A 22,831-nucleotide genomic window follows, 5' to 3' on the forward strand; every position below is an offset into this window, starting at 1 on the left:
AGCGGGATCCCGGCAGTCTTCCGGGGTGTGGAGGCGCTAGCCCGTCCAGCCAGGGCGCCCCGCGGCGAGGTCTTGGGGCGGGGCTCGTGGCCGGAATGCGGGGGAGGCCGCAGGTGCCTGCCGGTCCGCGCAGGGCCGTCCGGGGCCGGGCGATGCCGCAACTCGGACCGGCCGAAGGGGCAAGCGCGCAGCCGGGCTCGTGCTGCCGACGCTTGCCGGCAGGACCCGCTGGGCCGCGCCAAGGTCAGGGCCGCCGCCGGATCCGGTTCCCGTTCCGGGGCCTGACCGGGGGCTGACAAGCCCTGTCCTGCGAGAGAGGCCGGCGCGGAACCGGAGACACTGTCCCGAAGGCGGCTGTCCTTGTTCTTCTCTGTGAGCCGCCTCGCCATATGCGGATGAATTTCCTCATTGGCGACGCCCCGGAACCATTTCCCAGTGCTCTGTCAAACCGGCGCACGGGCAGGCGGAACGTCCATCCCGGGTGCCTGCGCAGCCACCGGGGACGTCCGGGCAACCGGCAGGCTCCGGCCGCGAGGGCCGCCTCCTGCATGGCTGCAGCGCGGGATGGCGGAGGCGGACGGGGGCGCCCGGCTGCGCTCCCGTCCGGGCCGCTTGACAGCGCGCGCGGCGGTCCACAGTGGACACTTGCGGCTTGCCAGTACCGGCGGCGGCCGGCCGGACGACTGCCGCCCGGGACGCGCGGCGGGCGGCGGCGGACTATAGGGGCTTGGCCGGGACGGACGGCGGCCGATCCGGCTACTGAAGCCGGAGGCCGCCGGCCGGCGGCAATCTCAGCCCGCCGCCATCTGCGCCTCGGCGGCGATGACCTCGGCCATCGGCCGGGCCAGCATCTCCGCCAGGATGTTCCGGACGCTGATCCAGAACGCGTCGTCTCCGGCCACAGCGGCAGAGACGAAACCGGCATGGCGCAGGGCGTCCACGATCCCCGCGGCATCCTTCCCGGAGGTCGCGGCCGCCAAGGCGCCGGCCCGCGGGTCGCGCAGCTCGTAGGGCGCGCAGTCATGCACGGAGCCGGAGACATGCCTTGCCCAGGCGGCGGTCGCGAAGGCGAAGGCGCGGCAGTCGACCTCCCGGGCCCGCGCATCGGCCAGCGCCGAGAAGATCCGCTGCGGCATCTTCTCGGACCCGTCCATCGCGATCTGGAACGTCTGGTGCGCGATGGCCGGGTTCCCGAACCGCTCCGCCAGCGCCGCCGCATAGGCCGCGGTGTCGATCCCCTCGATCCCGGGCAGCGTCGCCGCCGCCGCCGCGAGATGGCGGCGGACCAGCGCGGCAAGCGCGGGATCGGCCATCACGTCGCGGACGAAGGCGCGCCCGGCATGGAAGCCCGCATAGGCCAGCATCGAATGCGTGCCGTTCAGCATGCGCAGCTTCATCGCCTCGAAATCGGCGACGCGCTCGGTGAAGATCGCGCCCGCCGCCTCCCAGGCCGGGCGGCCCGTCGGGAAGTCGTCCTCGATCACCCACTGGCAGAAGGGCTCCGTCTCGATGGCGGCGAGGTCGTCGCATCCGGTCAGGCGGGCGGCTTCGGCCAGGGTCTCCGCCGTCGCGGCCGGGGTGATCCGGTCGACCATGGTCGAGGGGAAGGCCACCTCGGCGGCGATCCAGGCGGCCAGCTCCGGGTCGGTGCGGCGGGCGAAATCGACGGCCGCGCCGCGCAGCAGCCGGCCATTGTCGGGAAGGTTGTCGCAGCAGAGCACGGTGAAGGGCGGGGTGCCCGCGGCGCGGCGCATCGCCAGCGCCCGGACGATCATGCCGATCACCCCCTGCGGGGCCTCCGGCTGCGCCAGATCGGCGGCAATGGCCGGATGCGAGGGGTCGCAGCCCTCCGCGGCGCGGTCGAGCCCGTAGGCCTTCTCGGTCACCGTGACCGAGACGATGCGCACGGCCGGGTCGGCCATTCGCGCCAGCACCGGCGCCGGATCGCCCGCGGAACAGGCCGCGCCGGAGATCGCGCCGATCACCCGGGCCCGGGTCTCTGCGCCCTTTTCAACCAGGGTATAGAGCCCGTTCTGCGGCGCGAGCTCCTCCGAGGCGCGGGGCGAGCGCAGCGACACGCCGAAGATGCGCCAGTCGCCGCCAGCGGCGGCCATCGCGGCGTCGGTCATCGCCGCCTGATGCGCCTTGTGGAAGGCGCCGAGCCCGAGATGGACGATGCCCGTGCCTTGCGCGGCCGGATCGTAGCCGGGGCGCATCGCCTCCGGCACCTGCGACAGCGTGCTCAGCCGCATGGTCATTGCGCCCCCAGCACGCGCTCGTAGGCGCGGAAGAGACCGCGCAGCTCGGCCAGCCCCTTGAGCCGCCCGATCGCCGGATAGCCGGGCTGCGCCTCGCGGCCGATATCGTCGAGGATGTCCTGGCCGTGATCGGGGCGCATCGGGATCGACCAGTCGGCGCGTCCGGCGGCCTTGCGGCGGCGTTCCTCGCGGGAGATCGCCTCGACCATGCCGACCATGTCGGTATGGCCCGAGAGATGCTCGTCCTCGAAGAAGGAGTTCTTCACCCCGGTCCCCTCGATGCTGACATTGCGCAGGTGCAGGAAATGCACCCGGTCGGCCAGCGCCTTGAAGATCGCCACGGTGTCGTTGTCGGGGCGCGCGCCCAGCGAGCCGGTGCAGAAGGTCACGCCGTTCGCGGGGATGTCGACCGCGTCGAGCACCGCGCGGTACTGGCCTTCGGTCGACATGATCCGCGGCAGGCCCAGGAGCGGGAAGGGCGGATCGTCGGGATGGCAGCAGAGCCGCACGCCCAGCTCCTCGGCCAGCGGCGCGACTTCGGACAGGAAGTCGATCAGGTGGCCGCGCAGCACCTCCTCGGAGATGCGGTCGTATTCGGCGAGATGCGCGCGCACGTCCTCGAGCGTGAAGGTCTCGGCCGCGCCGGGCAGGCCGAAGACGACATTGCCGGCGATCAATTCCTTCTCCGCGTCGTCCATTCCGGCGAAGCGGCGGGCGGCGGCCTCGGCCACGTCCTCGGGGAAATCCTCCGCCGCGCCCTTGCGGGCGAGGATGTGGATGTCGAAGGCGGCGAAATCGACCAGGTCGAAGCGCATGCAGCGCGCGCCGGTCGGGCGCTCCCAGGCCAGGTTCGTCCGGGTCCAGTCGAGCACCGGCATGAAGTTGTAGCAGATCACCTCGATCCCGGCCTCGCGCAGGTGGCGCATCGAGGTCTTCCAGTTGGCGACATGGGCCTTCCAGTCGCCCTGCTGCTTCTTGATGTCCTCGGAGACGGGCAGCGATTCGACCACGTCCCAGCCCAGCGGCGAGGGACGTCCGTCCTTCCGCGTGGCGATCTCGCGCTGGCGCTGCGCGATCTCCTCCGGCGTCCAGACGGCGCCTGTCGGCACATGGTGCAGTGCCGAGACGACGCCTTCGACACCCGCCTGCATCATGTCGTCGATGCTCACACGGTCCTTCGGACCGAACCAACGCCAGGTCTGACGCATCCTATTCCTCCCGCTCGTCGCAGTTCAGCGCGTTTGCGCAATCATCGCCATCGGGATAGCACGGAAAGAACCCGGTTGACTAGTATGGAAGTATGGTGCATTCAGTCGCCGTGGAGGAGAGGACCATGACCGCAGAGACCCAGCCCGGGCAGATGCTCGACCCGACCCTCGCGGTGGGCCCGCAGCTGATGCGGATCCTGCGCGGGGCCATCGTTTCCAACGCGCTCCAGCCCGGCGTGCGCATTTCCGAAGCCGAGATCGGCCAGCGCTACGGCGTCAGCCGCCAGCCGGTGCGCGAGGTGTTCATCAAGCTGGCGGAGGAGGGGCTGCTGGAGGTCCGTCCCCAGCGCGGGACCTTCGTGCGCAAGATCAACGTCAACGCGGTGCTCGACGCCCGCTTCGTCCGCGAGGCGATCGAGGCGGATGTCGCGAAGGCCTGCGCCGCGAACGCGACGCCGGAGCTGGTCCGCGACCTGCGCGCGCAGCTTGCGGCGCAGCGGGCCCTGGGCGGCGGCGATCCGGCCGGCTTCGTCGAGCTCGACGACCTCTTCCACCGCACGCTGGCCGAGGGGGCAGGGCGCCCGAACGCCTGGAACGTGATCGACGGGATGAAATCCCAGCTCGACCGCGTGCGCCGCCTGACCACGGCCACTCTGCCCTTCGACCACCTGCTGACCCAGCACACCGCCATCGTCGACGCCGTCGAGGCCGGCGATGCCGCCGCCGCGGAGGCGGCGATGCGCGGGCACCTTCAGATGATCCTGTCGGATCTGGCGGCCATCCGCGCCGCCTGTCCGCAGCATTTCGAACCCCAGGCCGACCAGGCCTGACGCCGCAGCGACCTTACGGGAGGATACCATGACTGTCGCAAAGACCCTGAAGACCCTGCTTCTGGCGGGCATTGCCACCGGTGCGCTGAGCGCTGGCGCCCTGGCCGATGTCACGCTGAAGCTCGGCCACCCGGCCAACGAGCAGAACACCTGGCATCTTGCCTCGGTGAAATTCGCCGAGGAAGTCGCCGCCCGCACCGATGGCGAAGTCACGGTCGAGGTCTATCCCAACGAGACGCTCGGCAAGGAGATGGACATCATCAACGGCATGCAGCTCGGCACCGCGGACATGACCATCACCGGCGAGTCGCTGCAGAACTGGGCGCCGATGGCGGCGCTGCTGGCCATTCCCTATGCCTACAGCTCGCTCGAGGACATGGACGCCGTCGCCTCCGGCGAGCTCGGCGACCGCATCGAGGCCGAGATCATCGAGAAGGTCGGCATCCGCCCGATCGCCTATTTCGCCCGCGGCCCGCGCGACCTGACCTCCAACCGGCCGATCACCTCGCCCGACGACCTGGACGGGCTGAAGATGCGCGTGCCGAACGTGCCGCTCTTCCTGAACGTCTGGAAGGCGCTCGGCGCCAACCCGACCCCGATGGCCTTCTCCGAGGTCTTCACCTCGCTGCAGAACGGCACGATCGAGGCCCAGGAGAACCCGCTGGCGCTGATCAAGTCGGCGAATTTCAACGAGGTGCAGGGCTATGTCAACAAGACCGAGCATGTCCGCTCCTGGATCTACCTGACCATCTCCGAGCTCTCCTGGGAGAAGCTGACCGAGGAGCAGCAGGCCGCCGTCATGGAGGCCGCCAAGGTCGCGCAGGACTACGAGCGCGAGCTCTTCACCGCGCAGGAAGCCGAACTGGTCGACGAGCTGACCGCGGCCGGCATGGAATTCGTCGATGTCGACGGCGAGGCCTTCGCCGCGGCGGCGAAAGACGCCGTGCTCGCCTCGGTCTCCGACGAGATCAAGCCGGATGTCGAGGCGCTTTTCGCCGACTGACGCCGTTCCGGTCCGACCTCCGGAGGGCGGCCGCTCCCGCCCTCCGGCCCTTCCAGCATCAGCGGAGTCCCGATGAAACGCCTGATCTCACTTGCCACGCAGGTCCTCGTGACCCTGGCCCGCATCGGCACGGGCGCCGCCTTCCTCGTCATCATCGCCGCCGTGGTGGTGCAGCTTCTGGGCCGGTCGGGCGTGATCCCGACCGTGATCTGGACCGAGGAGCTGACCCGCTTCGCGCTGCTCTGGCTGACCGCCTTCGGCGCGGGGCTGGGGCTGCGCTCGGGCGCGCTCGTCAATGTCGACCTGGTCAGCGAGGCCCTGCCGGGCAGGCTGCCCTGGCTGCTGCGCCTCTTCGCAGCGGCGGTGACGGCCGGCTTCGCCTTCGTGCTGATCTCGCCCGCCGCGTTCTTCACCAAGATCGGCGCGCGCCAGACCGCGCCCGCGCTCGGCATCCACATGAACTGGGTCCATGCGGCCGCGCTGGTCGCGCTGCTGGTGCTCGGCATCTTCGCGCTGCTGCGGGTGATCGGCATGCTGGCCGGCAATGACGACGGCCTGCCCCACAACGCTCCGGAGGAACTCTGATGGGCCTGGCCCTTCTTCTCGGCATCTTCGTCCTCGGCCTGATCCTCGGCATTCCCGTCGCCGTGACCCTAGGCGTCGCCTCGCTCGCCTATCTGTGGGAGGCCGGGATCCCCTTCGTGACCATCCCGCAGAAGATGTATGCCGGCATCGACAGCTTCGTGCTGCTGTGCATCCCGGGCTTCATCCTGGCGGGCAACCTGATGAACGAGGGCGGCATCACCACGCGCATCGTCCGTCTCGCCCAGGCGATGGTCGGCTGGATGCGCGGCGGGCTCGGCCTGACCAACGTCGCGGCCTCGATGCTCTTCGGCGGCATCTCGGGCACGGCCGCGGCCGATGCCGCCTCGATCGGCGGGATGATGATCCCCGGCATGAAGAAGGCCGGCTATCCGGTCGATTTCTCCGCCGCGATCACTGCCGCCTCCTCCACCGTCGGGCCGATCATCCCGCCCTCGGTGCCGATGATCATCGTCGGCACGCTGTCGGGCATCTCGGTGGGCAAGATGTTCATCGCCGGCGCGCTTCCGGGCATCCTGATGGGCGTCGCCATGATGGTCACCGCCTGGATCATCGCGCGGAAGAACGACTTCCCGCGCCAGCCCTGGCAGGGCTTCGGCGAGCTGTTCCGCGCCTTCCTCGGCGCTTTCTGGGCCGTGGCCATGACCGCGCTGATCGTCGGCGGCATGCTTTCGGGCTTCGCCACGCCGACCGAGACTGCCATAGTCGCCTCGATCTACGCCTTCGTGGTCGGCGCCTTCGTCTATCGCGGCCTGAACATCCGCGACGTGCCGCGCATCCTCGTCGACAGCGCGATCTCCGCGGCGGCGATCCTGCTGCTCGTGGGGCTGGCCAATGTCTTCGGCTGGATCCTGGTCTCGGAGCGCATCCCGCAGATGATCGCCGACTCCGTCCTGTCGGTCACGACGAACAAGTTCGTCGTCATCCTGCTGATCAACATCGTGCTGCTGTTCGTCGGCATGTTCATGGAGACGATCGCCGCGCTGATCATCCTCTTCGTGCCGCTCCTGACGCTGGCCACCGGGGTGGGCATCGACCCGATCCATTTCGCCACCTTCGCCGTGCTGAACCTGATGATCGGCCTGACCACGCCGCCGGTCGGCGTCTGCCTCTTCATCTGCGCGGGGATCGGGCGGATCTCGCTGGGGCGGATCACCAAGGCGATCTGGCCCTTCATCCTGACCAACCTCGCCGTGCTGCTGCTCGTGTCCTACGTGCCGTTCTTCAGCACCTGGCTTCCCAACCTGCTCTCCAACTAGGACGCTTCCCATGAACCGCATCGTTCGCCTCCACGGACAGAAGGACCTGCGCCTCGAGACCGAGCCCGCGCCCGAAGCCGGCCCCGGCCAGGTCACGGTCGCCATCGCCGCTGCCGGGTTCTGCGGGTCGGACCTGCACTACCATTCCGATGGCGGCATCGGCACGATCCGGGTGCGCGAGCCGATCATCCTCGGCCACGAGGCCGCCGGGCGCATCGCCTCGGTGGGCGAGGGCGTCGAAGGGCTGGAGCCCGGCCAACTCGTCGCGATCAACCCGTCCCATCCCTGCGGCACCTGCCGGTTCTGCAAGGCCGGCCAGCCGATCCACTGCATGAACATGCGGTTCAAGGGCTCGGCGATGTTCCTGCCGCACGAGCAGGGCTTCATGCGCGACATCGTCGCCATCGGCGCGGGGCAGTGCCATCCGGTGGCCGAGGGCGTGCCCCCGACCGAGGCGGCGCTGGCCGAGCCGCTGGCCGTCTGCCGCCGCGCCGTCACCCGCGCGACGGAGATCGCCGGACCGATCGAGGGCAAGCGCGTCCTCGTCACCGGCTCCGGTCCGATCGGCGTGCTGTGCGTGGCGCTGGCGAAGCATTTCGGCGCGGCGGAGATCGTCGTTACCGACCTGCAGGACGCCACGCTGGAGATCGCCCGCCAGGTCGGCGCGACCAGGGTGGTGAATGTCGCCGCGGAACCCGAGGGGCTGGAGCCCTGGGCCGCCGAGAAGGGGCAGTTCGATCTCGTCTTCGAATGCTCCGCCGCCGCCCCGGCGCTGCGCAGCGCCATTGCCTGCACCCGGCCGCTGGGCACGATCGTGCAGGTGGGCGTGATGGGCGACACGCCGATCCCGTTCAACATGCTGGTGGCGAAGGAGCTGAACCTCGTCGGCACGCACCGTTTCGGCGCCGAATTCGGCCAGGCGGTGGAGCTGATCAACAGCCGCGCGCTGAACCTCGCCCCCGTCGTCACCCATGTGTTCGACGGCGCCCAGGCGGTCGAGGCCATTGCCGTCGCGTCCGACCGAAGCCAGGCGGTGAAGGTGCAGCTGATCTTCGGCAAATCCTCCTGACCGCACCGGCCCGGCTCCGGCCGGCCGCCCCTGCGCCCCGGCATCGCCTTTGCGCGGGGGCACTCCCGGCAAGACGCCCGGGCTGCTACGGCCAGCGGGAGCGCGCGCTGACCGTCCCGGCCCGGCGCCGCCTGCCCGGAATGGCCCGGACTGCCCGGCCGCAGCTCCCCCGGCATCTTCCGGTGCATGCCGCGACCGCCTCGCCGCCGCCATTCAATGCGGAGCATCTTGCAGGCGCTGCCGCAGACCAGGGCCGACGTCCTCCGCGGGCCGCTGGCCACCGGAGGTCCCGCCCTGCCAGCCCGTGCCCTGCCTGCCTGACCGGCGCGGACATCCGTCTGGACGGGGCACAGGCCGCGTCCCTCTGGCTATTCCGTAACGCTCTGCCGGACCCGGCCTGCGCCGCCGTGCCGGGCTCTGCGGTGCCGTTCCTCGGGACATGCCGGGTCTTGGCCAGCATGCAACGGGCACAGCCACCGGTGCCGCGCGCAGGGGGGTGCACGTCCTCCGCATGTGTGCTCCGCCCCGCGCCGGCCAGATGGCGGCGCGGGGTGGCTGTCCCGGGGAGGGCAAGCGCGCCCGAGCACAGGAGCACGCCTGCGCCCCCGCAGCCCGGCGAATGAAAACCGCGAGGAGCGGCCGTCGCACCCGTTCCGGCGTCTGCGGAGACCGCCCCGGAAGCGGGCAGGTCAGGCAGAACGCGGACGGATCTCCTGCCGCCGCCCGGAGCTTCTCGGCGGACTGCCAATGGGCCTGCTCTCGGCCATCGGGAGGGTCGCCCTGCCGGTGGCGGCGTCATGCCCCCGCACGGGATGCGGCGGGCTTCATGCCCGCCCGGGTGACGCCGAACACGAGCTCGCGGAACCAGCGCTGCGCGGGGTCGGCGTCGAGGCGGGGGTGCCACAGGGCCGAGACGGTGATGCCGGGGACCGCGACCGGCAGGGCGATTTCCGCCATGTCCGGCGGCAGGACCGAGCTGGGCACCTGGGCCAGGAGGTCGGAGGTCCGGGCGATCTCAAGCGCGTCGGGGAAGCCCGGAACGACAGCCAGCACCCGGCGGACGAGCCCCAGTTCCGCCAGCGCGTCGTCGACCGGTCCGGACACCGCCCCGCGGCGGGACGCGACGACATGCAGGCAGGCCGCAAAGCGCGCGGCCGTCACCGGACCCGGCAGGAGCGGATGGCCGTGGCGCACCGCCGCCACGAACCGGTCGCGGAACAGGACGCGGGCGCGCACCTCCGGGGCGAAGTCGCCGAGGACGCCGATTTCCAGATCGGCCTCTGCGGCCCGCAGCGGGGCGGCCTCCTTCGCCGGTTTCGCCAGGATGCGCAGGCGCGCCAGCGGGGCGGCCTGGTGCAGCTCGGCCAGCAGGGGCGCCGCGAAGCGCCGGACATAGCCCTCGCCGGCGCGCAGCGTGAAGGTCCGGTCGATCGCGGAAGGGGCAAGCGCCGCCTCCGCAGGTGCCAGCACGGCCTCGGCCCGGGCAAGGAGATCGGGCACCCGCTCTGCAAGGGCCAGCGCATGCGGCGTCGGCACGAGGCGCCCCCCGGCCCGCACGAAGAGAGGATCGCCGGTGGCCGTGCGCAGCCGCGACAGCGCGCGGCTCATGGCAGAGACGCTGAGCCCCGATCGCGCCGCGGCCCGCGTCACGCTGCCTGTTTCGAGAAGCGCATCGAGCGCGCGCAGCAGATTGAGGTCGGTTTCGCTCATGGCACCTTCCTGTGCCGGACTTGCGCCGCATGCAATGACTTGTTGCGGCCGGGGCGTCTGGCGCAAGCCGAGGCCCGTCCCCAGCTGGGCAGGCATGAGACACAACCGGAGTATCCTGATGCAGCGCATTCTCGTCATCGGCGCGTCCCGCGGCATAGGGCTGGCCGTGGCGGCCGAGCTTCTCGCCCGCGGCTGGCACGTCACCGGCACGGTCCGCGGCAGCGCGCCGACGCCGCTTCGCGTCCTGGCCAGCGACCACCCGGACGCGGTGGAGATCGCCTCGGTGGACATCACCGACACGGCGCAGATCTCGGCGCTGCGCCGGCGGCTCGAGGGCCGGCGTTTCGATATCCTGCTGGTCAATGCGGGCACGGCCAGCCCGAACCAGGACGAGACCATCGGCCGGACAAGCCCGGAGGAATTCGCCCGGGTGATGCTGACCAATGCCCTCGGTCCGATGCGGGCGGTCGAGACGCTGGGCGATCTGGTGGCGCCCGCGGGAACCATCGCCGTCATGTCCTCGGGGCAGGGCAGCATCGCGGAGAACACCCGGGGCGGGCGCGAGCTCTACCGCGGATCGAAGGCCGCGCTGAACCAGTTCATGCGCAGCTATGCAATCCGGGCAGGCGGCGCCCGGCCGCTGCTGCTGATCGCGCCGGGCTGGATCCGCACGGAGCTCGGCGGCGAAGGGGCGCGCTACACCCTGGCGGAGTCCGCGCCGAAGCTGGCGGAACTGCTGCTCGCGCAGGTCGGCAGACCGGGTCTGCGCTACCTGGACCGCGATGGCAGGACGGTCGCCTGGTGACGCCATCGCTGCCGCGTCTGGCGGAGAGCGTCCCCGTGCCTGCTATCCGCGGAGCGCGCCGGGCCGGGCAGCCCGGGCATCTCCGCCGGTCCGGCGCTGCGCCGGCAAGGGCTTCGCCCGCCGCGGAAAGCCGGTTGCGCCCCTTTCGGGACGCGGGCCGCCGCGCGGCCCTTATGGCGCGCGGAGCAGCGCCGATCCGCCAGGGCCGCCTTCCGCCGGCATCGCGCGCGTCCTGCCGCCGTAACGGAACGGCGGGCCCAGCAGGCTTCCCGCATGTCGGCCACGGTGTCGAGGATATGCCGCTCCAGCAGCTGGGCGGCGGGGGAGAGGCTGATCCCGGCGCGGCGCAGGAGGTGCAGCTCGCGCCGGGCCAGGCCATCCGCCAGCGGACGGAAGACCAGCTCGCCCGGCGGGAAGGCCAGCACCGTCCTCTGCGGCAGGAGCGTGATGCCGATCCGCGCCCGCACCATGCGGAGAATCGGGATGACGTTCCGCGCCTTGAGCAGCGACCGCTCCTGCAGGCGGCGGGCGAGACCGCCGGGAAAGCTCTCGGCCAGGCTGTCGGCGATGAGGCGCTCGCCCACCAGCTCTTCCCAGGCGACGGGGCCGACGGCGGCGGCAAGCGGATGGCCGGGCGCGCAGATCGCGCCGAAGGCCTCCGCCATCAAGAGGCGGCCCTCCAGGCCCGGGGCATGGCCGCCGGCCGTCGCGATGCCGATGTCGATCCTGCCGCGCGACAGCGCGTGGATGATGGAGCCGGAATCCATGTCCCGCAATTCGATCTGCACCTGGCTGAAGGCGCCGATATGGCGCTGGAAGACCTGCGGCATGATCGTGCCCGCGACCGAGGGAACCGTGGCGATCCGCACCGAGCCGTAGACCGCCTTGGCAAAGTCCTCGATCGCGCGGACCGTGTTGTCGAACTGCTGCAGTTCCCTCGGGGCCTGCTCCAACACGAAGGCCCCCAGGGCAGTCAGGCGATTCTTGCGGGTGGTCCCGAAGAGGGCCTCGCCCAGATGCGCATCCATCCGCTTCGGCATCCTCGGCACGGCAGAGCGCGTCCTGCCGAGAGTGTCGGCAGCGTCGCGAAGATTTCCGCTGCGGGCGACGGCGGAAAAGCCGTGAAGGGTCCCGATTTTCAGCATCTTGCGCCAATATTTCAGTTTGTCTGAAATTGAGTTGAGAAATTCAAGTTCTCCTGAATCCCCGAGCCGCGTCCATAGCTGTCGCGACGTGACGGACTGCGAGGCGAATGGTCCATGGGCGTGCTCTAGTAGAAGCTGATTGCCGGGGAATGGCTGGCCGGCGAGCGCGAAAGAGAGAACCGCAACCCGTGGGATCTGTCCGAGCTCGCGGGGATCTTCGCCCAGGCCGGCCGCGCGCAGCCGCACGCGGCGCTGGCGCAGCGGGACTGGGCGGGCGACGGCGCCGAGCGGCGGCGGGCTGTGCTGATGGCCACCGGCACCGAGCTGATGAGCCGCGCCGGGGAACCAGGCCCGCTGCTTTCAGAACATCCCCGAGGGGCTGTTCAGCCTGGTGATGGGCGCGGGCGGCAGCATCGGCCGCCGCCCGGCGGAAAGCCCGGAGGTTGACGCGATCTCCTTCCCCGGCTCGGTGCCGGTCGGTCGCGAGATCGCGGCGGCGGACATCGCCAACCCGACCAAGCTGCAGATGGAGATAGGATCGAAGAACGTGCTGGCGGTGACGGAGGATGCCGATCTGGATCTGGCCGTCTCGCCGGCACTTGGCGGCGCCTTCGGCGGCACCGGGCAGAAATGCGCGGCCTCCTTGCGGCTGGTGGTCCATGACGCGATCCATGACGCCTTCGTCGACCGGCTTGTGGCGGGCGCCCGCGCGATGAAGGTCGGTCATGCGCTGGAAGAGGGCACCCAGATGGGCCCCGTCGCCAGCGCGCAGCAGCTGCGGGAGGACCTCGCCTAGGTCGCGCTCGGCCGCTCCGAAGGCGCTGAGCGCGCCTGCGTCGGCGCGCCCGTCAGCACCGGTTGCGACGGCCACTCCATGTCCCCGGGCGTGTTCCTGAACACCACGAACGACAGGCGCATCAACCGCGAGGAAATGTTCGCGCCGCTGACCTCGGTCATCCGGGTCGGCAGCTAAGACGAGGCGCTTTCGGTGGTCAATGACACCCGCTGAGGCCTGACCTCCGGCATCGTGACCCGCTCGCGGTCGCGCGCCACGCATTCCCGCCGCAATGCCCGCGCCGGGGTGGTGACCGCGACCCTGCCCACCGCCGGGCCCGACGACCACGTCCCCTCGGCGGCCGCGGCGACAGGTCCCACGGGCCGCGCGAACAGGGCCGGGGGCGGCAGAGTTCTACACCACCGTCAAGACCGCCTATGCCAGCGCTGGAGAGGCCTGATGCGGATCGACGCCCTGCAAGATGCCAACTGGCTGGCGTCAATGCGGACCTCAGCGGCTTCCGGGAGTCACTGCGTGACTCCGGCGGGTTAGGAGCCAGGCATGACGAAGCCCGAGCCTGCCCGCTATCGCAGCACGAACTGGAACTCCTGCAATGCCGCGCTGAAGCGGGCAGGTCGCTCCTGCTCTGGCTGGACAAGGACATGGCCTGGCGCGCGCCGAAGGCAGGCAAGCCTGGGCGTCCGCGGGTCCTTTCGGAATGAGCAGGATCAGAAGACGGTCCGGGGGAGTCCGGACCGGTCGGCGCCAGCGGCGAATGGTAAGGGGCGAGGCGTCGAGGGCCGGCCGGGTGGAGCCCTGCCCGGCGCATGCCTTCCAGAGCTGCCTGATGGTTAAGGTGCTCTTCGGTCTGCCGCTCGGGAAAACGACCGGCATCTTCGAAATGGCCGGCGCGGACTGGCCGGTGCCGAGCTTCTCCACGCCCAGCCGAGGTCAAAGCGAGACGGGACCGTGGCGCCAGCGGCACCGCGAAAGCCCGACGAATGAGTGGCTGGCCGGGAAGCACGGCACCCGTCGCCGCCAGCACCGCAAGGTCCCTGGCATGGACACGGCGACCGGCGGCATCCGGGCGGCGGCGTTCACCACCAGCCGAGAGGGGGACAGTCCGGGCCTACCGGAGCTCCTCGACCAGACCTCGAGAGACGAAAAGATCGGCACGGTCACCGGCAAGCTGCCAGCGGGTGCGCCGTCGCCCATCGGGCTCGGACCGATGGCGCCGCGATGGGCAACTCCGCGCACCGCTGGCAGCGCCTTCGACACACGCCGGTGCCATGCGGCGATCCTGGCGCGCGGAGGCACCTGGCGCTCGGGCATTCGTTCGGACAGGTAGCAGTCATGCCCTCGCTCCCATCCGCAGAAGCGGCAGTCTCTGGGAGGAGCGCTGCCCGGCTGCCCTGGCGCGCAACCACATCCCCGGCGACGCGGCCGCGTTCACCGGACTTTCGCGGCGCCATTGGCGGCACGGTTCCGGCCCACTCTGAAAGCGGCGGTCCGGCGATCATGTCCGCGGCCGGATCAAGGACGCGATGAGCCCCCTCAAGTGCTCCGGCGAGCGGATTGCCTCGAGGTCACCCGACCGCCAAGATCCACATCCGCGTCATTCGCAGCCGCGCCCTGAGATGCGGCGAACCGGGCACGGAGCCAGAGCGATCCTCTACGAATTGTTAACCAAATTCTGAACAACTAGCGAACACTAACTTTTCCATAAGGCGGTGAGATCTTCCTATCGCGCGGCAGTCAATAATCGCAAGAAATCAAGTCGCTATCCAAGCTGGCGAGGGGCCCGCTTGCGAAGGGCCAAAATGGGAAACGGCGCATGTTCTCTCACTCAGCTGCGAAAACGAGCCCGGGCGAACAGAGCAGCGAAGCGTTGCTGCTCCGGATTTTCAATGATTTCGCGATCAATGTGATGAGCATCCCGAACGCCAACGACCTCCTGTGGTACGTGGCGCAGAACGTCGTCGGGAAGCTGAACTTCGTGGACTGCGTGATCTACACGTCGAATCTCGACGAAACGATCCTGACGCAAGCCGCAGCCCTGGGCGACAAGAACCCGTTTGGACGCAGCATCATAAACCCGCTTAAAATCCCGTTCGGACAGGGGATTACGGGACGCGTGGCCCAGAACAGAGAGGCCGTCATCGTCGAGGATCTCCTCCATGACAAGAGCTACATTCCCGATACGAAACCGGCGCGATCGGAAATTTGCGTCCCGATGATCTTCGGGAACCGCGTGGTCGGCGTCATCGACAGCGAACATCCGGAGCCCGGAGCCTTCGGTCAGACGGAGCTGGAGATACTTACGACAGTTGCCGCCATGACAAGCGCGAAACTGGAGCTCCTGGAGGAGACGGAGCGTTCGGCGCGACGGTATCATGATCTGGTTGACGCTCACACGCGGCTGACCAGGGAAATCAACAATCGCAAGGCCCTGGAAGCGCAGCTCTTCGAGGCGCGGCGGCTGGAGGCGATTGGACGGCTTTCCGGCGGCTTCGCGCATGATTTCAACAATATCCTCACGGCCGTTTCGGGAAACCTGGACATACTGGACGAGGTGATCAGTCCGCGCGACCCCGAAGTCGGCGAATGCCTGGCGGCCGCCCGGACCGCATCCAAGAAGGGCGCCGCGCTGGTCCGCAGCATGCTGGCCTTCGCGCAACGGGCGCATTTGGAAGCCGAAGTCGTGGATATCCGGGAGCTGGTGGATTCGACGCTCGACTGGAGCAAACGCGTTCTGCCTGACAGCATTTCGGTCCGGATCCATCTTTCGGAAAGAGCCTGGCCCACGAAAATAGACCGGAGCGCTGCAGAGAATGCCCTTCTGAACCTGATCGTCAATGCCCGCGACGCGATGCCGGACGGTGGCCGGATCGATATCCGAATTGAGAATGTCTCCGTAATGGCGTCTGATCCCGAAGCCCGCATGCTGCAGCTCGAACCCGGAAAATTTGTCCGTCTGAGTGTCAGCGACACGGGAACTGGAATACCCGAGCACCAGCTGCAGCAGATATTCGATCCGTTCTTCACGACGAAACCGGCAGGCGAAGGCACGGGCCTTGGTCTGTCGACCGTGTTCGGCTTCATGCAGCAATCGAAGGGCACCGTCGCCGTCGACTCGAAAATTGGCGAGGGCTCGACGTTTCATCTATATTTTTCGGCTATTTCACCCATGTAATTAACTCAAGTTCAAGGGCATGTCGCAACCAATGGTGGGACCATTTACCCGTTCGGTTGCGAGGATCCATGCACGAACCCCCCCTTATCAGCCTGTCCAACCTCAAAAGAGAAAAAGATGAAAAGTATGTCGCGCTCTGTCACGAGATCGGGCAGGCGGCGCAAGACATCGGCTTTCTGCGGATCTGCGATCATGGAATTGATCTCGACCTGATCGAAGCGACGTACCAGCAGGCCAAGCGATTTTTCTCGATGCCGGAAGAATTCAAAAGCCAGTACTATATCGGGAAAAGCATCAATCATCGCGGATATGTCCCCTTCAATGAAAAGGGGGATTATCCGGACGAAAAGAACCGGTGCTACGAGGCCTATGATCTCGGTCTCGACCTGCCTCACACTGACCCCGACTATTTGGCTGGCAACCGCATTCTAGGGCCGAATGTCTGGCCGGAGCTGCTGGGATTCAAAAGTGTTGTCGGCGAATACTACAGACAGGTTTCCGCTCTTGGCCGACGTCTCTGCGGGTGCCTGGAGACCCATCTGGGATTGCCGGATGCAGCCATAACAAGCAAGATGAGCAAGCCCGTATCGCAATTGCGCCTGCTTCACTACGTGCGCGAGGCGCAGGCAACCGATCCGCGATCCGTGAATATGGGCGCTCATACCGATTATGAATGCCTGACGCTTCTGCACACCCGGAACGAGGGGCTTCAGGCAATGACGCGGGATGATACCTGGGTCGATGTTCCCGTAGATCCGGCAACCCTGATCGTGAATGTCGGCGACATGCTCGAAGCCTGGACCAACGGCATCCTCAGATCGACGCCTCATCGGGTTTTGAACCTGAGTCCGGAACGGTTCTCGCTGCCATATTTCGTGGCCGCAAACCACGATGCCGAGATCAGGCCCTTCCAGCAGCTCCTTCGGGACGACGAGATGCCGAAATACCAGCCGATTTTCGCGGGGGAGCACCTTGAACGGATGCTGATGAGAGACTTCCCGTATTTCAGGCGCTCGAAGTCGATCGTATGCAATTCGCACGGTCTGCATCTTGCATCTGCCCAGGCATTGAACCCCTTCGAAACCCGTTTGCATGGGAAGGTTGCCTGACAATGCCGGAACTGGAGATAATCATCGCAGTCACTCTCGCCGGTTTCGCCCTTAGCCTGACGCCGGGACCGTCCATGTTGTACGTATTGTCCCGGAGCGTCGGGCAAAGCCGTTCTGCGGGTTTGGCTTCCGCGATCGGCTTGAGCTTGGGAGGTGTCCTGTTGGCGGTTGCGACGGCCTTTGGAATGGCGGCGCTTCTCAAAACTGCGGACTGGTTGATCTTGACCCTCCGCTATGCCGGTTCAGCGTACCTGGCATGGCTTGGAGCCAGCATGGTAATTCGCGCGCGCGACAAAGCGCAGCAAGCGCTTGAAGTTGACGCCATTGAACGGGAGAATTTGCCAGGCATCATTTGGCAGGGCGCATTGGTGGAGCTTTTCAATCCGAAAACCATTCTGTTCTTCGCGCTCTTCCTGCCGCCATTTGTCAGTTCGGACATGGAAATGATAAGCGACATAAATGGCAGGCTTCAGCTCATGATCCTCGGCATCCTCGTGCCGTTGACCGCGCTTCCCTCTGACCTTGCAGTGGCGTTTCTCGGCGGCACATTGGCCAAGTCCATTAATCGCCAAAGCAAATTGCGAGAATACCTGGCATACGGGTGCGGCCTTGTCTTGATTGGCATCGCGATCAGCCTGCAAATGTGAGGGCAGCGAATCGGACCGGAAACCGCGCGGCTCCGCGCCCCTGATCCAGCCGATCCGTTGCCCGTGCATGACCACCTTCGGGAATTTCCAGAGGACGCTGATCCAGGCCGTGCCCTGGGCGAGGCTTCGGCCATCTCTGCAGGCCGACCCGCGCGCGCCCTGCAGAGCGGAACCCGCCGGTCGAAATGGGCAGTCCCGGACGCCCGGGCAGAGCATTTCCGCCGTTCCCCCCGGCCCGGTGCCCGCGCAATCCGCGGCGGTTGTCCGCGGCAAGGCTGCTTGCGGACCCGGGCCGGACCCGGGCTGGGCATCTCCATGCCCTTCCGCTCGGAAGGCGCGGGCAGCGCATCCGTTCGCCCGGAGGCGCACCGCACCGCGGCGGTGGGAGCGGAACATCATCCCCGCGCGCAGCAGCTGCGCCCCGGGAGCGGGCGCGATCCGCGCTCTTTCCCGGGCCGCCCGGGCTTCTCCCTCCGGCAGCTCGGCCTGTTCGGCAGCGCCACCGCGGGTTTCAGTTGCCGGAATCCCGGATCGGCGGAATACTGCGCGCATGGAACCGGTCCCGCTGGTGCATGTCCTGGATGACGATCCCTCGATGCGCAGCGCGGTATCGAGCCTGCTGCGGTCTGTCGGCATCGAAGTGCAGACCTACGGTTCCGTCCGCGAGTTCCTCGAGGCCGGGCGGCCGGATGTCGAAGGCTGCCTGGTCCTCGACATCCGCATGCCCGGCACCGGCGGCCTGGAACTGCAGGAACAGCTTCAGTCCCTTGGCGTGCAGCTTCCGGTCGTGCTGATGACCGGCTTCGGCGACATCCCGATGACCGTCCGCGGCATGCGCGCGGGGGCGGTCGATTTCCTTGCCAAGCCGTTCCGCGACCAGGACATGCTCGACGCGGTGTCGGCGGCGCTGGCCCGCGACCGGGTGCGGCGGGCGTCCGGGCGCGAAAGGGCAGAGGCCGAGGCGCGGCTGGCGACGCTGTCGCCGCGCGAGCGGCAGGTGATGGAGCTGGTCGTCGAGGGGCTGATGAACAAGCAGGTCGCGGGCGAGCTGGGGCTGAGCCTGGTGACGGTCAAGATCCACCGCGGCGCCGCCATGCGCAAGATGGGCGCGCGGACGCTTCCCGACCTGGTGCGGCTGGCCGCGCTTCTCGGCCTCGGCCGCAGCGGCTAACACCTGGGTATGATTTTCATGGCAGACACATGAGCGCTAGAGTCGGACCGGAAGGCGGCCCCATCGCCGCCCGGAAAGGACCAGCCGGTGTTCGCCAATCCCCTCGTGGCCATCGTCGACGACGATGCCTCGTTCCGTGCCGCCCTCGAAGGCTTCCTGCGGTCGCTCGGCTGCCGGGCCCTGGGCTTTGCCTCGGCCGAGGACTTCCTGCAATCCGGCGCCCCGGACCGGGTCGGCTGCGTGGTGTCGGACATCCAGATGCCCGGCATGAGCGGCATCGAGCTGGCCCGCACGCTCGGGGCGCGGGACCGCGGCGCGGCGGTGATCCTGGTCACGGCCCTGGCCGGGGAGCAATGGCCGAGGGCCGCCCGGGAGAGCGGCGCGGTGTGCCTGCTGCAGAAGCCCTTCGATCCGCAGGAGCTGGCCCTTTGCCTCTCGCGGGCGATGGGCGGGTAGGGCACAGCGGAACCGGAGCGGCCGCATGACCGGCGGGCTCGGCGGGTTCCTCGACCTGATCCCCGAAAGCGTCCTCTTGCGCCGGACCGACGGGCTGATCCTGGAATGGAACGCCGCCGCCGAGACGCTCTACGGGCTGCCCCGCGCCCGCGCGATCGGCCGGTTCGCCGCCGATCTCTTCGGCACCGGCGCCGGACCGGAGGAGGCGCTGGCCGCGCTCGAGAGCACCGGCGCCTGGGAAGGCGCGCTGCCGCGGCCGGGGGCGGATGGCCGGGACCGGATCGTGCATGTCCGCTGGCGCCGCGGCGAGGGCCCGGAGGCGGCCATTGTCGAGACCGGCCGCGACATCACCGCCGAACGCGCCGCGGCGGAGGCGCTGCGCAAGAGCGAGCACCGCTACCGCAACCTGTTCCAGGCCATGGCCGCCTCGTTCTGGGAACTCGATTTCTTCCCGGTGGGCGAGATGCTCTACCGGCTGAGGAAATCCGGCGCGGTGGCGGACTGGCCCGGCCATTTCGCGGCGAACCCGGCGCTGGTGCGCGAGATGATGCGGGCCACCCGGGTGATCGACGTCAACGAGCAGACCGTCGCCACCTTCGGCCGGGCAGGCGGCGGCAAGGAGGAGCTGCTGCGCTCGGTGGAGCCGTTCTGGCCGGAGGCCAGTTCCGGCGTTTTCGCCGCCTCGGTGGCCGCGGCGGTCGGCGGGGCGCCGAATTTCTCGGCCGAGACCCGGCTCCGGACCATCGACGGGCGGGAATTCCCGGCGCTCTTCACCGCCTGCTTTCCGGCCGACACGATGAACAAGGGCACGCTGCTCGTCGGGGTGATCGACCTCAGCGAACTGGTGGCGGCGCAGCAGGCGCTGGCGCGGATGCAGGACGAGATGGCCCATGCGGCGCGGGTCTCGATGCTGGGCGAGCTTGCCGCCTCGATCGCCCACGAGATCAACCAGCCGCTCGGCGCCATTGCCGCCCATGCCGCCGCCGGGCAGCGCTGGCTCGACCGCGATCCGCCGGAACTCGACGAGGTGCGCGCGCTGATGGCCAGTGTCGGCGCCGATGCCTGCCGCGCGGCCGATATCGTCGGCCGGGTGCGGGCGATGGCCTCGGGCCACGCGCCCGAGCCGGGACCGGTGCCCGTCAATGCCGTGATCGCCGATGCGGTGACCTTCCTCAACCACGAGATCCGCCGCAGCGGCACCCGGGTCGAGACCCGGCTCTGCCGCTCGGACCCCGTGGTTCTGGCCGACCGGGTGCAGCTGCAGCAGGTGGTGGTCAATCTGGCGATGAACGCGCTGCAGGCGATGGCGGACACCCCCGCGCCGCTGCTGTCCCTCGAGACCGGGACCCGCGGCGGCCGCGTCCTTCTGGGCATTGCCGATACCGGTCCCGGTGTCGCCGCGGAGGTGCTGCCCCGGCTTTTCGACAGCTTCTTCACCACCCGCGCCACCGGCATGGGCATGGGCCTGGCCATCGCGCGCGGCATCGCCGGGCGGTTCGGCGGCGAGATCCGCGCCGGGAACCGCCCCGGCGGCGGCGCGCTGTTCGAGGTCGACCTGCCCGTCTGCCCTGGCGGCATCCTCGCTCATACCAAGGTATGATCCGCGGGGCCCGAGGGACGATTTCCCCGCTGCCCCACCTCCGCCATCCTGAGTGACAGAAGGCGCCCGAGAGGGCAGGGGAGCCAGAGGCGGCCGCGGAAAACGGCCCCCCCTGAGCTCCCGGACACCACGCACCGTGCCGCTGTCCCGCGGCCCGGCCCTGGGGCGCAAGCCCCCTGCCGCCCCGCCCGACGCATGCTGCTCCGCCCGGCCATCGCCGCATGGGGCTCTCTCCTGCCTGCCCAGACTGCAACTCCGAGGAGGAAATCCGATGGACCAGATCGTCCGCCCCCGCACCGCCGCCACCGTTCCCACCCGCCATGCCGAAAGCCGCGGCCGGCGCCTTGCCTACCGGCAGATCGGCACCGGTCCCGACCTGATCCTCGCGCTGCGCTTCCGCGGCGTGATGGACAGCTGGGACCCGGCCTTCCTCGATGCGCTGGCGCGGGACTTCACCGTCACCGTCTTCGACTATTCCGGCCTCGGCCAGTCGACCGGCACGCCCTCCTATATCCGCGCCGACATGGCGCAGGACGTGCTCGACCTCGCCGACGCGCTGGGGATCGGGCGCTTCGTTCTGGGCGGCTGGTCGCTCGGCGGCGTCGCGGTGCAGGTCTTCGCCGCCGAGCACCCCGAGCGGGTCAGCCACCTGGTCCTGATCGGTACCACCCCGCCGGGACCGCAGCCCCACGGCCAGGAGCCGGTCTTCTACGAGACCGCGCTGAAGCCCGAGAACGACCTCGAGGACGAACTCGTGCTGTTCTTCGAGCCCGCCTCCGCCGCCAGCCGCGCCGCGGGCACCGCCTCGCACCAGCGCATCGCCGCGCGCAGCGCCGATCCCAGCCCGCCAGTGCCGCAGGAGACCTTCCTCGCGCTCCTGAAGGCCTCGTCCGACCCGGAGGCGATCTTTCCCGATCCCGGCGACCGCTACGGCGCCTTCTTCCGCGGCACGGAGATGCCGGTTCTGGTCATTTCCGGCGATCACGAGATCGTCTTCCCGGTGGAGAACTGGCACGCGCTGAACCGCGCCTGGCCGACGCTGCATCTCGTCACCATCCCGCAGGCGGGCCATGGCCCGCAGCACCAGCAGCCTGTCTTCACCGCCGCGCTGATCGCGGGCTTCACCCGCAGCACCCCGCTCTGAGCGGCCATCGAAGGAGACACGGCATGCCTTTCCATACAGCATCCGACGGCGCGCAGATCTTCTACAAGGACTGGGGGACCGGCCAGACGGTGCTGTTCTCCCATGGCTGGCCGCTCTCGGCCGATGCCTGGGACGCGCAGATGGTGTTCCTCGGGCTGGCGGGCTACCGGGTGATCGCCCATGACCGGCGCAGCCATGGCCGCTCGTCCCAGACCTGGGACGGCAATCACATGGACCAGTATGCCGACGACCTGGCGGGGCTGATCGAGGCGCTGGACCTGCGCGACCTGATCCTCGTCGGCCATTCCACCGGCGGCGGCGAGATCACCCGCTACATGGGCCGCCACGGCACCGGCCGGGTGGCGAAGGCGGTGCTGCTCGGCGCCGTGCCGCCGCTGATGCTGCAGACGGAGGCCAATCCCGGCGGCCTGCCGGTCAGCGTCTTCGACGGCCTCCGCGAGGGCACGCTGGCCGACCGCTCGCAGGTCTTCCTCGATCTCGCGCTGCCCTTCTACGGCATGAACCGCCCCGGCGCGGCGATGGCCGAGGGGCTCCGGCAGGAGTTCTGGCGGCAGGGCATGGCGGGCGGGCTGAAGGCCCAGCTCGACTGCATCCGCGAATTCTCCGAGGTCGATTTCACCGCGGATCTGCAGAAGATCGGCGTGGCGGTGCTCGCGGGCCATGGCGATGACGACCAGATCGTGCCGGTCGGCGCCTCGGCCCTGCGCACGGCCGGGATCCTGAAGGACGCCCCGCTGCGCCTCTATCCCGGCGGCGATCACGGGCTGGCCCAGACCCGGCAGGCCCCGGTCAATGCCGACCTGCCGGCCGTCCTGACGGGCGAGG

Annotated in this window: 18 protein-coding genes and 3 pseudogenes; 17 read left to right on the forward strand and 4 right to left on the reverse strand. The window is 69.1% G+C overall.

From position 1 onward, the window contains the following. Positions 1-791: 791 nt before the first annotated feature. Positions 792-2,258, reverse strand: a complete 1,467-nt coding sequence (locus FGX59_RS06595) for a mannitol dehydrogenase family protein (protein ID WP_370295824.1) — start codon at positions 2,256-2,258, stop codon at positions 792-794. After that, complete coding sequence (gene uxuA, locus FGX59_RS06600) at positions 2,255-3,466, reverse strand: mannonate dehydratase (RefSeq protein ID WP_138465727.1); 1,212 nt, start codon at positions 3,464-3,466, stop codon at positions 2,255-2,257. The genes FGX59_RS06595 and uxuA overlap by 4 nt, the downstream gene beginning before the upstream one ends. Positions 3,467-3,591: 125 nt before the next feature. On the opposite strand from uxuA, the gene FGX59_RS06605 reads away from it, so the two are divergent. From FGX59_RS06605 to FGX59_RS06625, 5 genes are all read left to right on the forward strand, one after another. Beyond that, the gene (locus FGX59_RS06605) at positions 3,592-4,296 is read left to right on the forward strand and encodes a GntR family transcriptional regulator (RefSeq protein ID WP_206078292.1); all 705 of its coding nucleotides are present in this window, start codon (positions 3,592-3,594) and stop codon (positions 4,294-4,296) included. A gap of 28 nt (positions 4,297-4,324) precedes the next feature. Further along, positions 4,325-5,299: a TRAP transporter substrate-binding protein gene (locus FGX59_RS06610; protein WP_138465728.1), complete on the forward strand. Its 975-nt coding sequence runs from the start codon at positions 4,325-4,327 to the stop codon at positions 5,297-5,299. Between the two features lie 72 nt (positions 5,300-5,371). Beyond that, complete coding sequence (locus tag FGX59_RS06615) at positions 5,372-5,884, forward strand: TRAP transporter small permease (protein WP_171060539.1); 513 nt, start codon at positions 5,372-5,374, stop codon at positions 5,882-5,884. Beyond that, positions 5,884-7,161 (forward strand): TRAP transporter large permease, encoded by a 1,278-nt coding sequence (locus tag FGX59_RS06620; RefSeq protein WP_138465729.1) that lies wholly within the window; start codon positions 5,884-5,886, stop codon positions 7,159-7,161. The genes FGX59_RS06615 and FGX59_RS06620 overlap by 1 nt, the downstream gene beginning before the upstream one ends. Positions 7,162-7,171: 10 nt before the next feature. Beyond that, positions 7,172-8,230 carry an L-idonate 5-dehydrogenase gene (locus FGX59_RS06625; protein ID WP_138465730.1) on the forward strand — a complete coding sequence of 353 codons (1,059 nt, stop codon included), beginning with the start codon at positions 7,172-7,174 and terminating at the stop codon, positions 8,228-8,230. Positions 8,231-9,025: 795 nt separating this feature from the next. Here the strand turns inward: FGX59_RS06625 and FGX59_RS06630 are convergent. Further along, positions 9,026-9,940 (reverse strand): LysR family transcriptional regulator, encoded by a 915-nt coding sequence (locus FGX59_RS06630; protein WP_138465731.1) that lies wholly within the window; start codon positions 9,938-9,940, stop codon positions 9,026-9,028. Between the two features lie 118 nt (positions 9,941-10,058). On the opposite strand from FGX59_RS06630, the gene FGX59_RS06635 reads away from it, so the two are divergent. Continuing rightward, positions 10,059-10,745, forward strand: a complete 687-nt coding sequence (locus FGX59_RS06635) for an SDR family oxidoreductase (RefSeq protein WP_206078293.1) — start codon at positions 10,059-10,061, stop codon at positions 10,743-10,745. Here the strand turns inward: FGX59_RS06635 and FGX59_RS06640 are convergent. Continuing rightward, complete coding sequence (locus tag FGX59_RS06640; protein ID WP_240722287.1) at positions 10,709-12,136, reverse strand: LysR family transcriptional regulator; 1,428 nt, start codon at positions 12,134-12,136, stop codon at positions 10,709-10,711. The two genes, FGX59_RS06635 and FGX59_RS06640, sit on opposite strands and share 37 nt — an antisense overlap. Between FGX59_RS06640 and FGX59_RS06645 the strand changes: the two are divergent. From FGX59_RS06645 to FGX59_RS06695, 11 genes and pseudogenes are all read left to right on the forward strand, one after another. Beyond that, positions 12,026-13,125 (forward strand): annotated as a pseudogene (locus tag FGX59_RS06645) (aldehyde dehydrogenase family protein). The gene FGX59_RS06640 and the pseudogene FGX59_RS06645 sit on opposite strands and share 111 nt — an antisense overlap. A gap of 101 nt (positions 13,126-13,226) precedes the next feature. After that, positions 13,227-13,389 (forward strand): annotated as a pseudogene (locus tag FGX59_RS06650) (IS5/IS1182 family transposase); the annotation flags it as partial. A 105-nt stretch (positions 13,390-13,494) separates the two neighbouring features. After that, positions 13,495-14,266, forward strand: a pseudogene (locus FGX59_RS06655) (hypothetical protein); the annotation flags it as partial. Positions 14,267-14,499: 233 nt separating this feature from the next. Continuing rightward, complete coding sequence (locus FGX59_RS06660; protein WP_138465734.1) at positions 14,500-15,858, forward strand: ATP-binding protein; 1,359 nt, start codon at positions 14,500-14,502, stop codon at positions 15,856-15,858. Between the two features lie 68 nt (positions 15,859-15,926). Beyond that, the gene (locus tag FGX59_RS06665) at positions 15,927-16,967 is read left to right on the forward strand and encodes an isopenicillin N synthase family oxygenase (protein WP_138465735.1); all 1,041 of its coding nucleotides are present in this window, start codon (positions 15,927-15,929) and stop codon (positions 16,965-16,967) included. Between the two features lie 2 nt (positions 16,968-16,969). Further along, positions 16,970-17,614: a LysE family translocator gene (locus FGX59_RS06670; RefSeq protein ID WP_138465736.1), complete on the forward strand. Its 645-nt coding sequence runs from the start codon at positions 16,970-16,972 to the stop codon at positions 17,612-17,614. Positions 17,615-18,164: 550 nt separating this feature from the next. Further along, positions 18,165-18,785, forward strand: coding sequence for a response regulator transcription factor (locus FGX59_RS06675; protein WP_138465737.1), 621 nt, complete (start codon positions 18,165-18,167; stop codon positions 18,783-18,785). A gap of 87 nt (positions 18,786-18,872) precedes the next feature. Then, entirely contained in the window at positions 18,873-19,241 is a 369-nt protein-coding gene (locus tag FGX59_RS06680; RefSeq protein WP_138465738.1) for a response regulator transcription factor, read from the forward strand. Between the two features lie 25 nt (positions 19,242-19,266). Continuing rightward, positions 19,267-20,841 (forward strand): ATP-binding protein, encoded by a 1,575-nt coding sequence (locus FGX59_RS06685; RefSeq protein ID WP_138465739.1) that lies wholly within the window; start codon positions 19,267-19,269, stop codon positions 20,839-20,841. Positions 20,842-21,112: 271 nt separating this feature from the next. Then, complete coding sequence (locus FGX59_RS06690; RefSeq protein WP_138465740.1) at positions 21,113-21,985, forward strand: alpha/beta fold hydrolase; 873 nt, start codon at positions 21,113-21,115, stop codon at positions 21,983-21,985. A 23-nt stretch (positions 21,986-22,008) separates the two neighbouring features. Next, positions 22,009-22,831, forward strand: an 823-nt coding sequence (locus tag FGX59_RS06695) for an alpha/beta fold hydrolase (protein ID WP_138465741.1), incomplete at its 3' end; no start/stop codon positions are given.

This window comes from Poseidonocella sp. HB161398, assembly GCF_005870025.1.
GTDB lineage: Bacteria > Pseudomonadota > Alphaproteobacteria > Rhodobacterales > Rhodobacteraceae > Mangrovicoccus.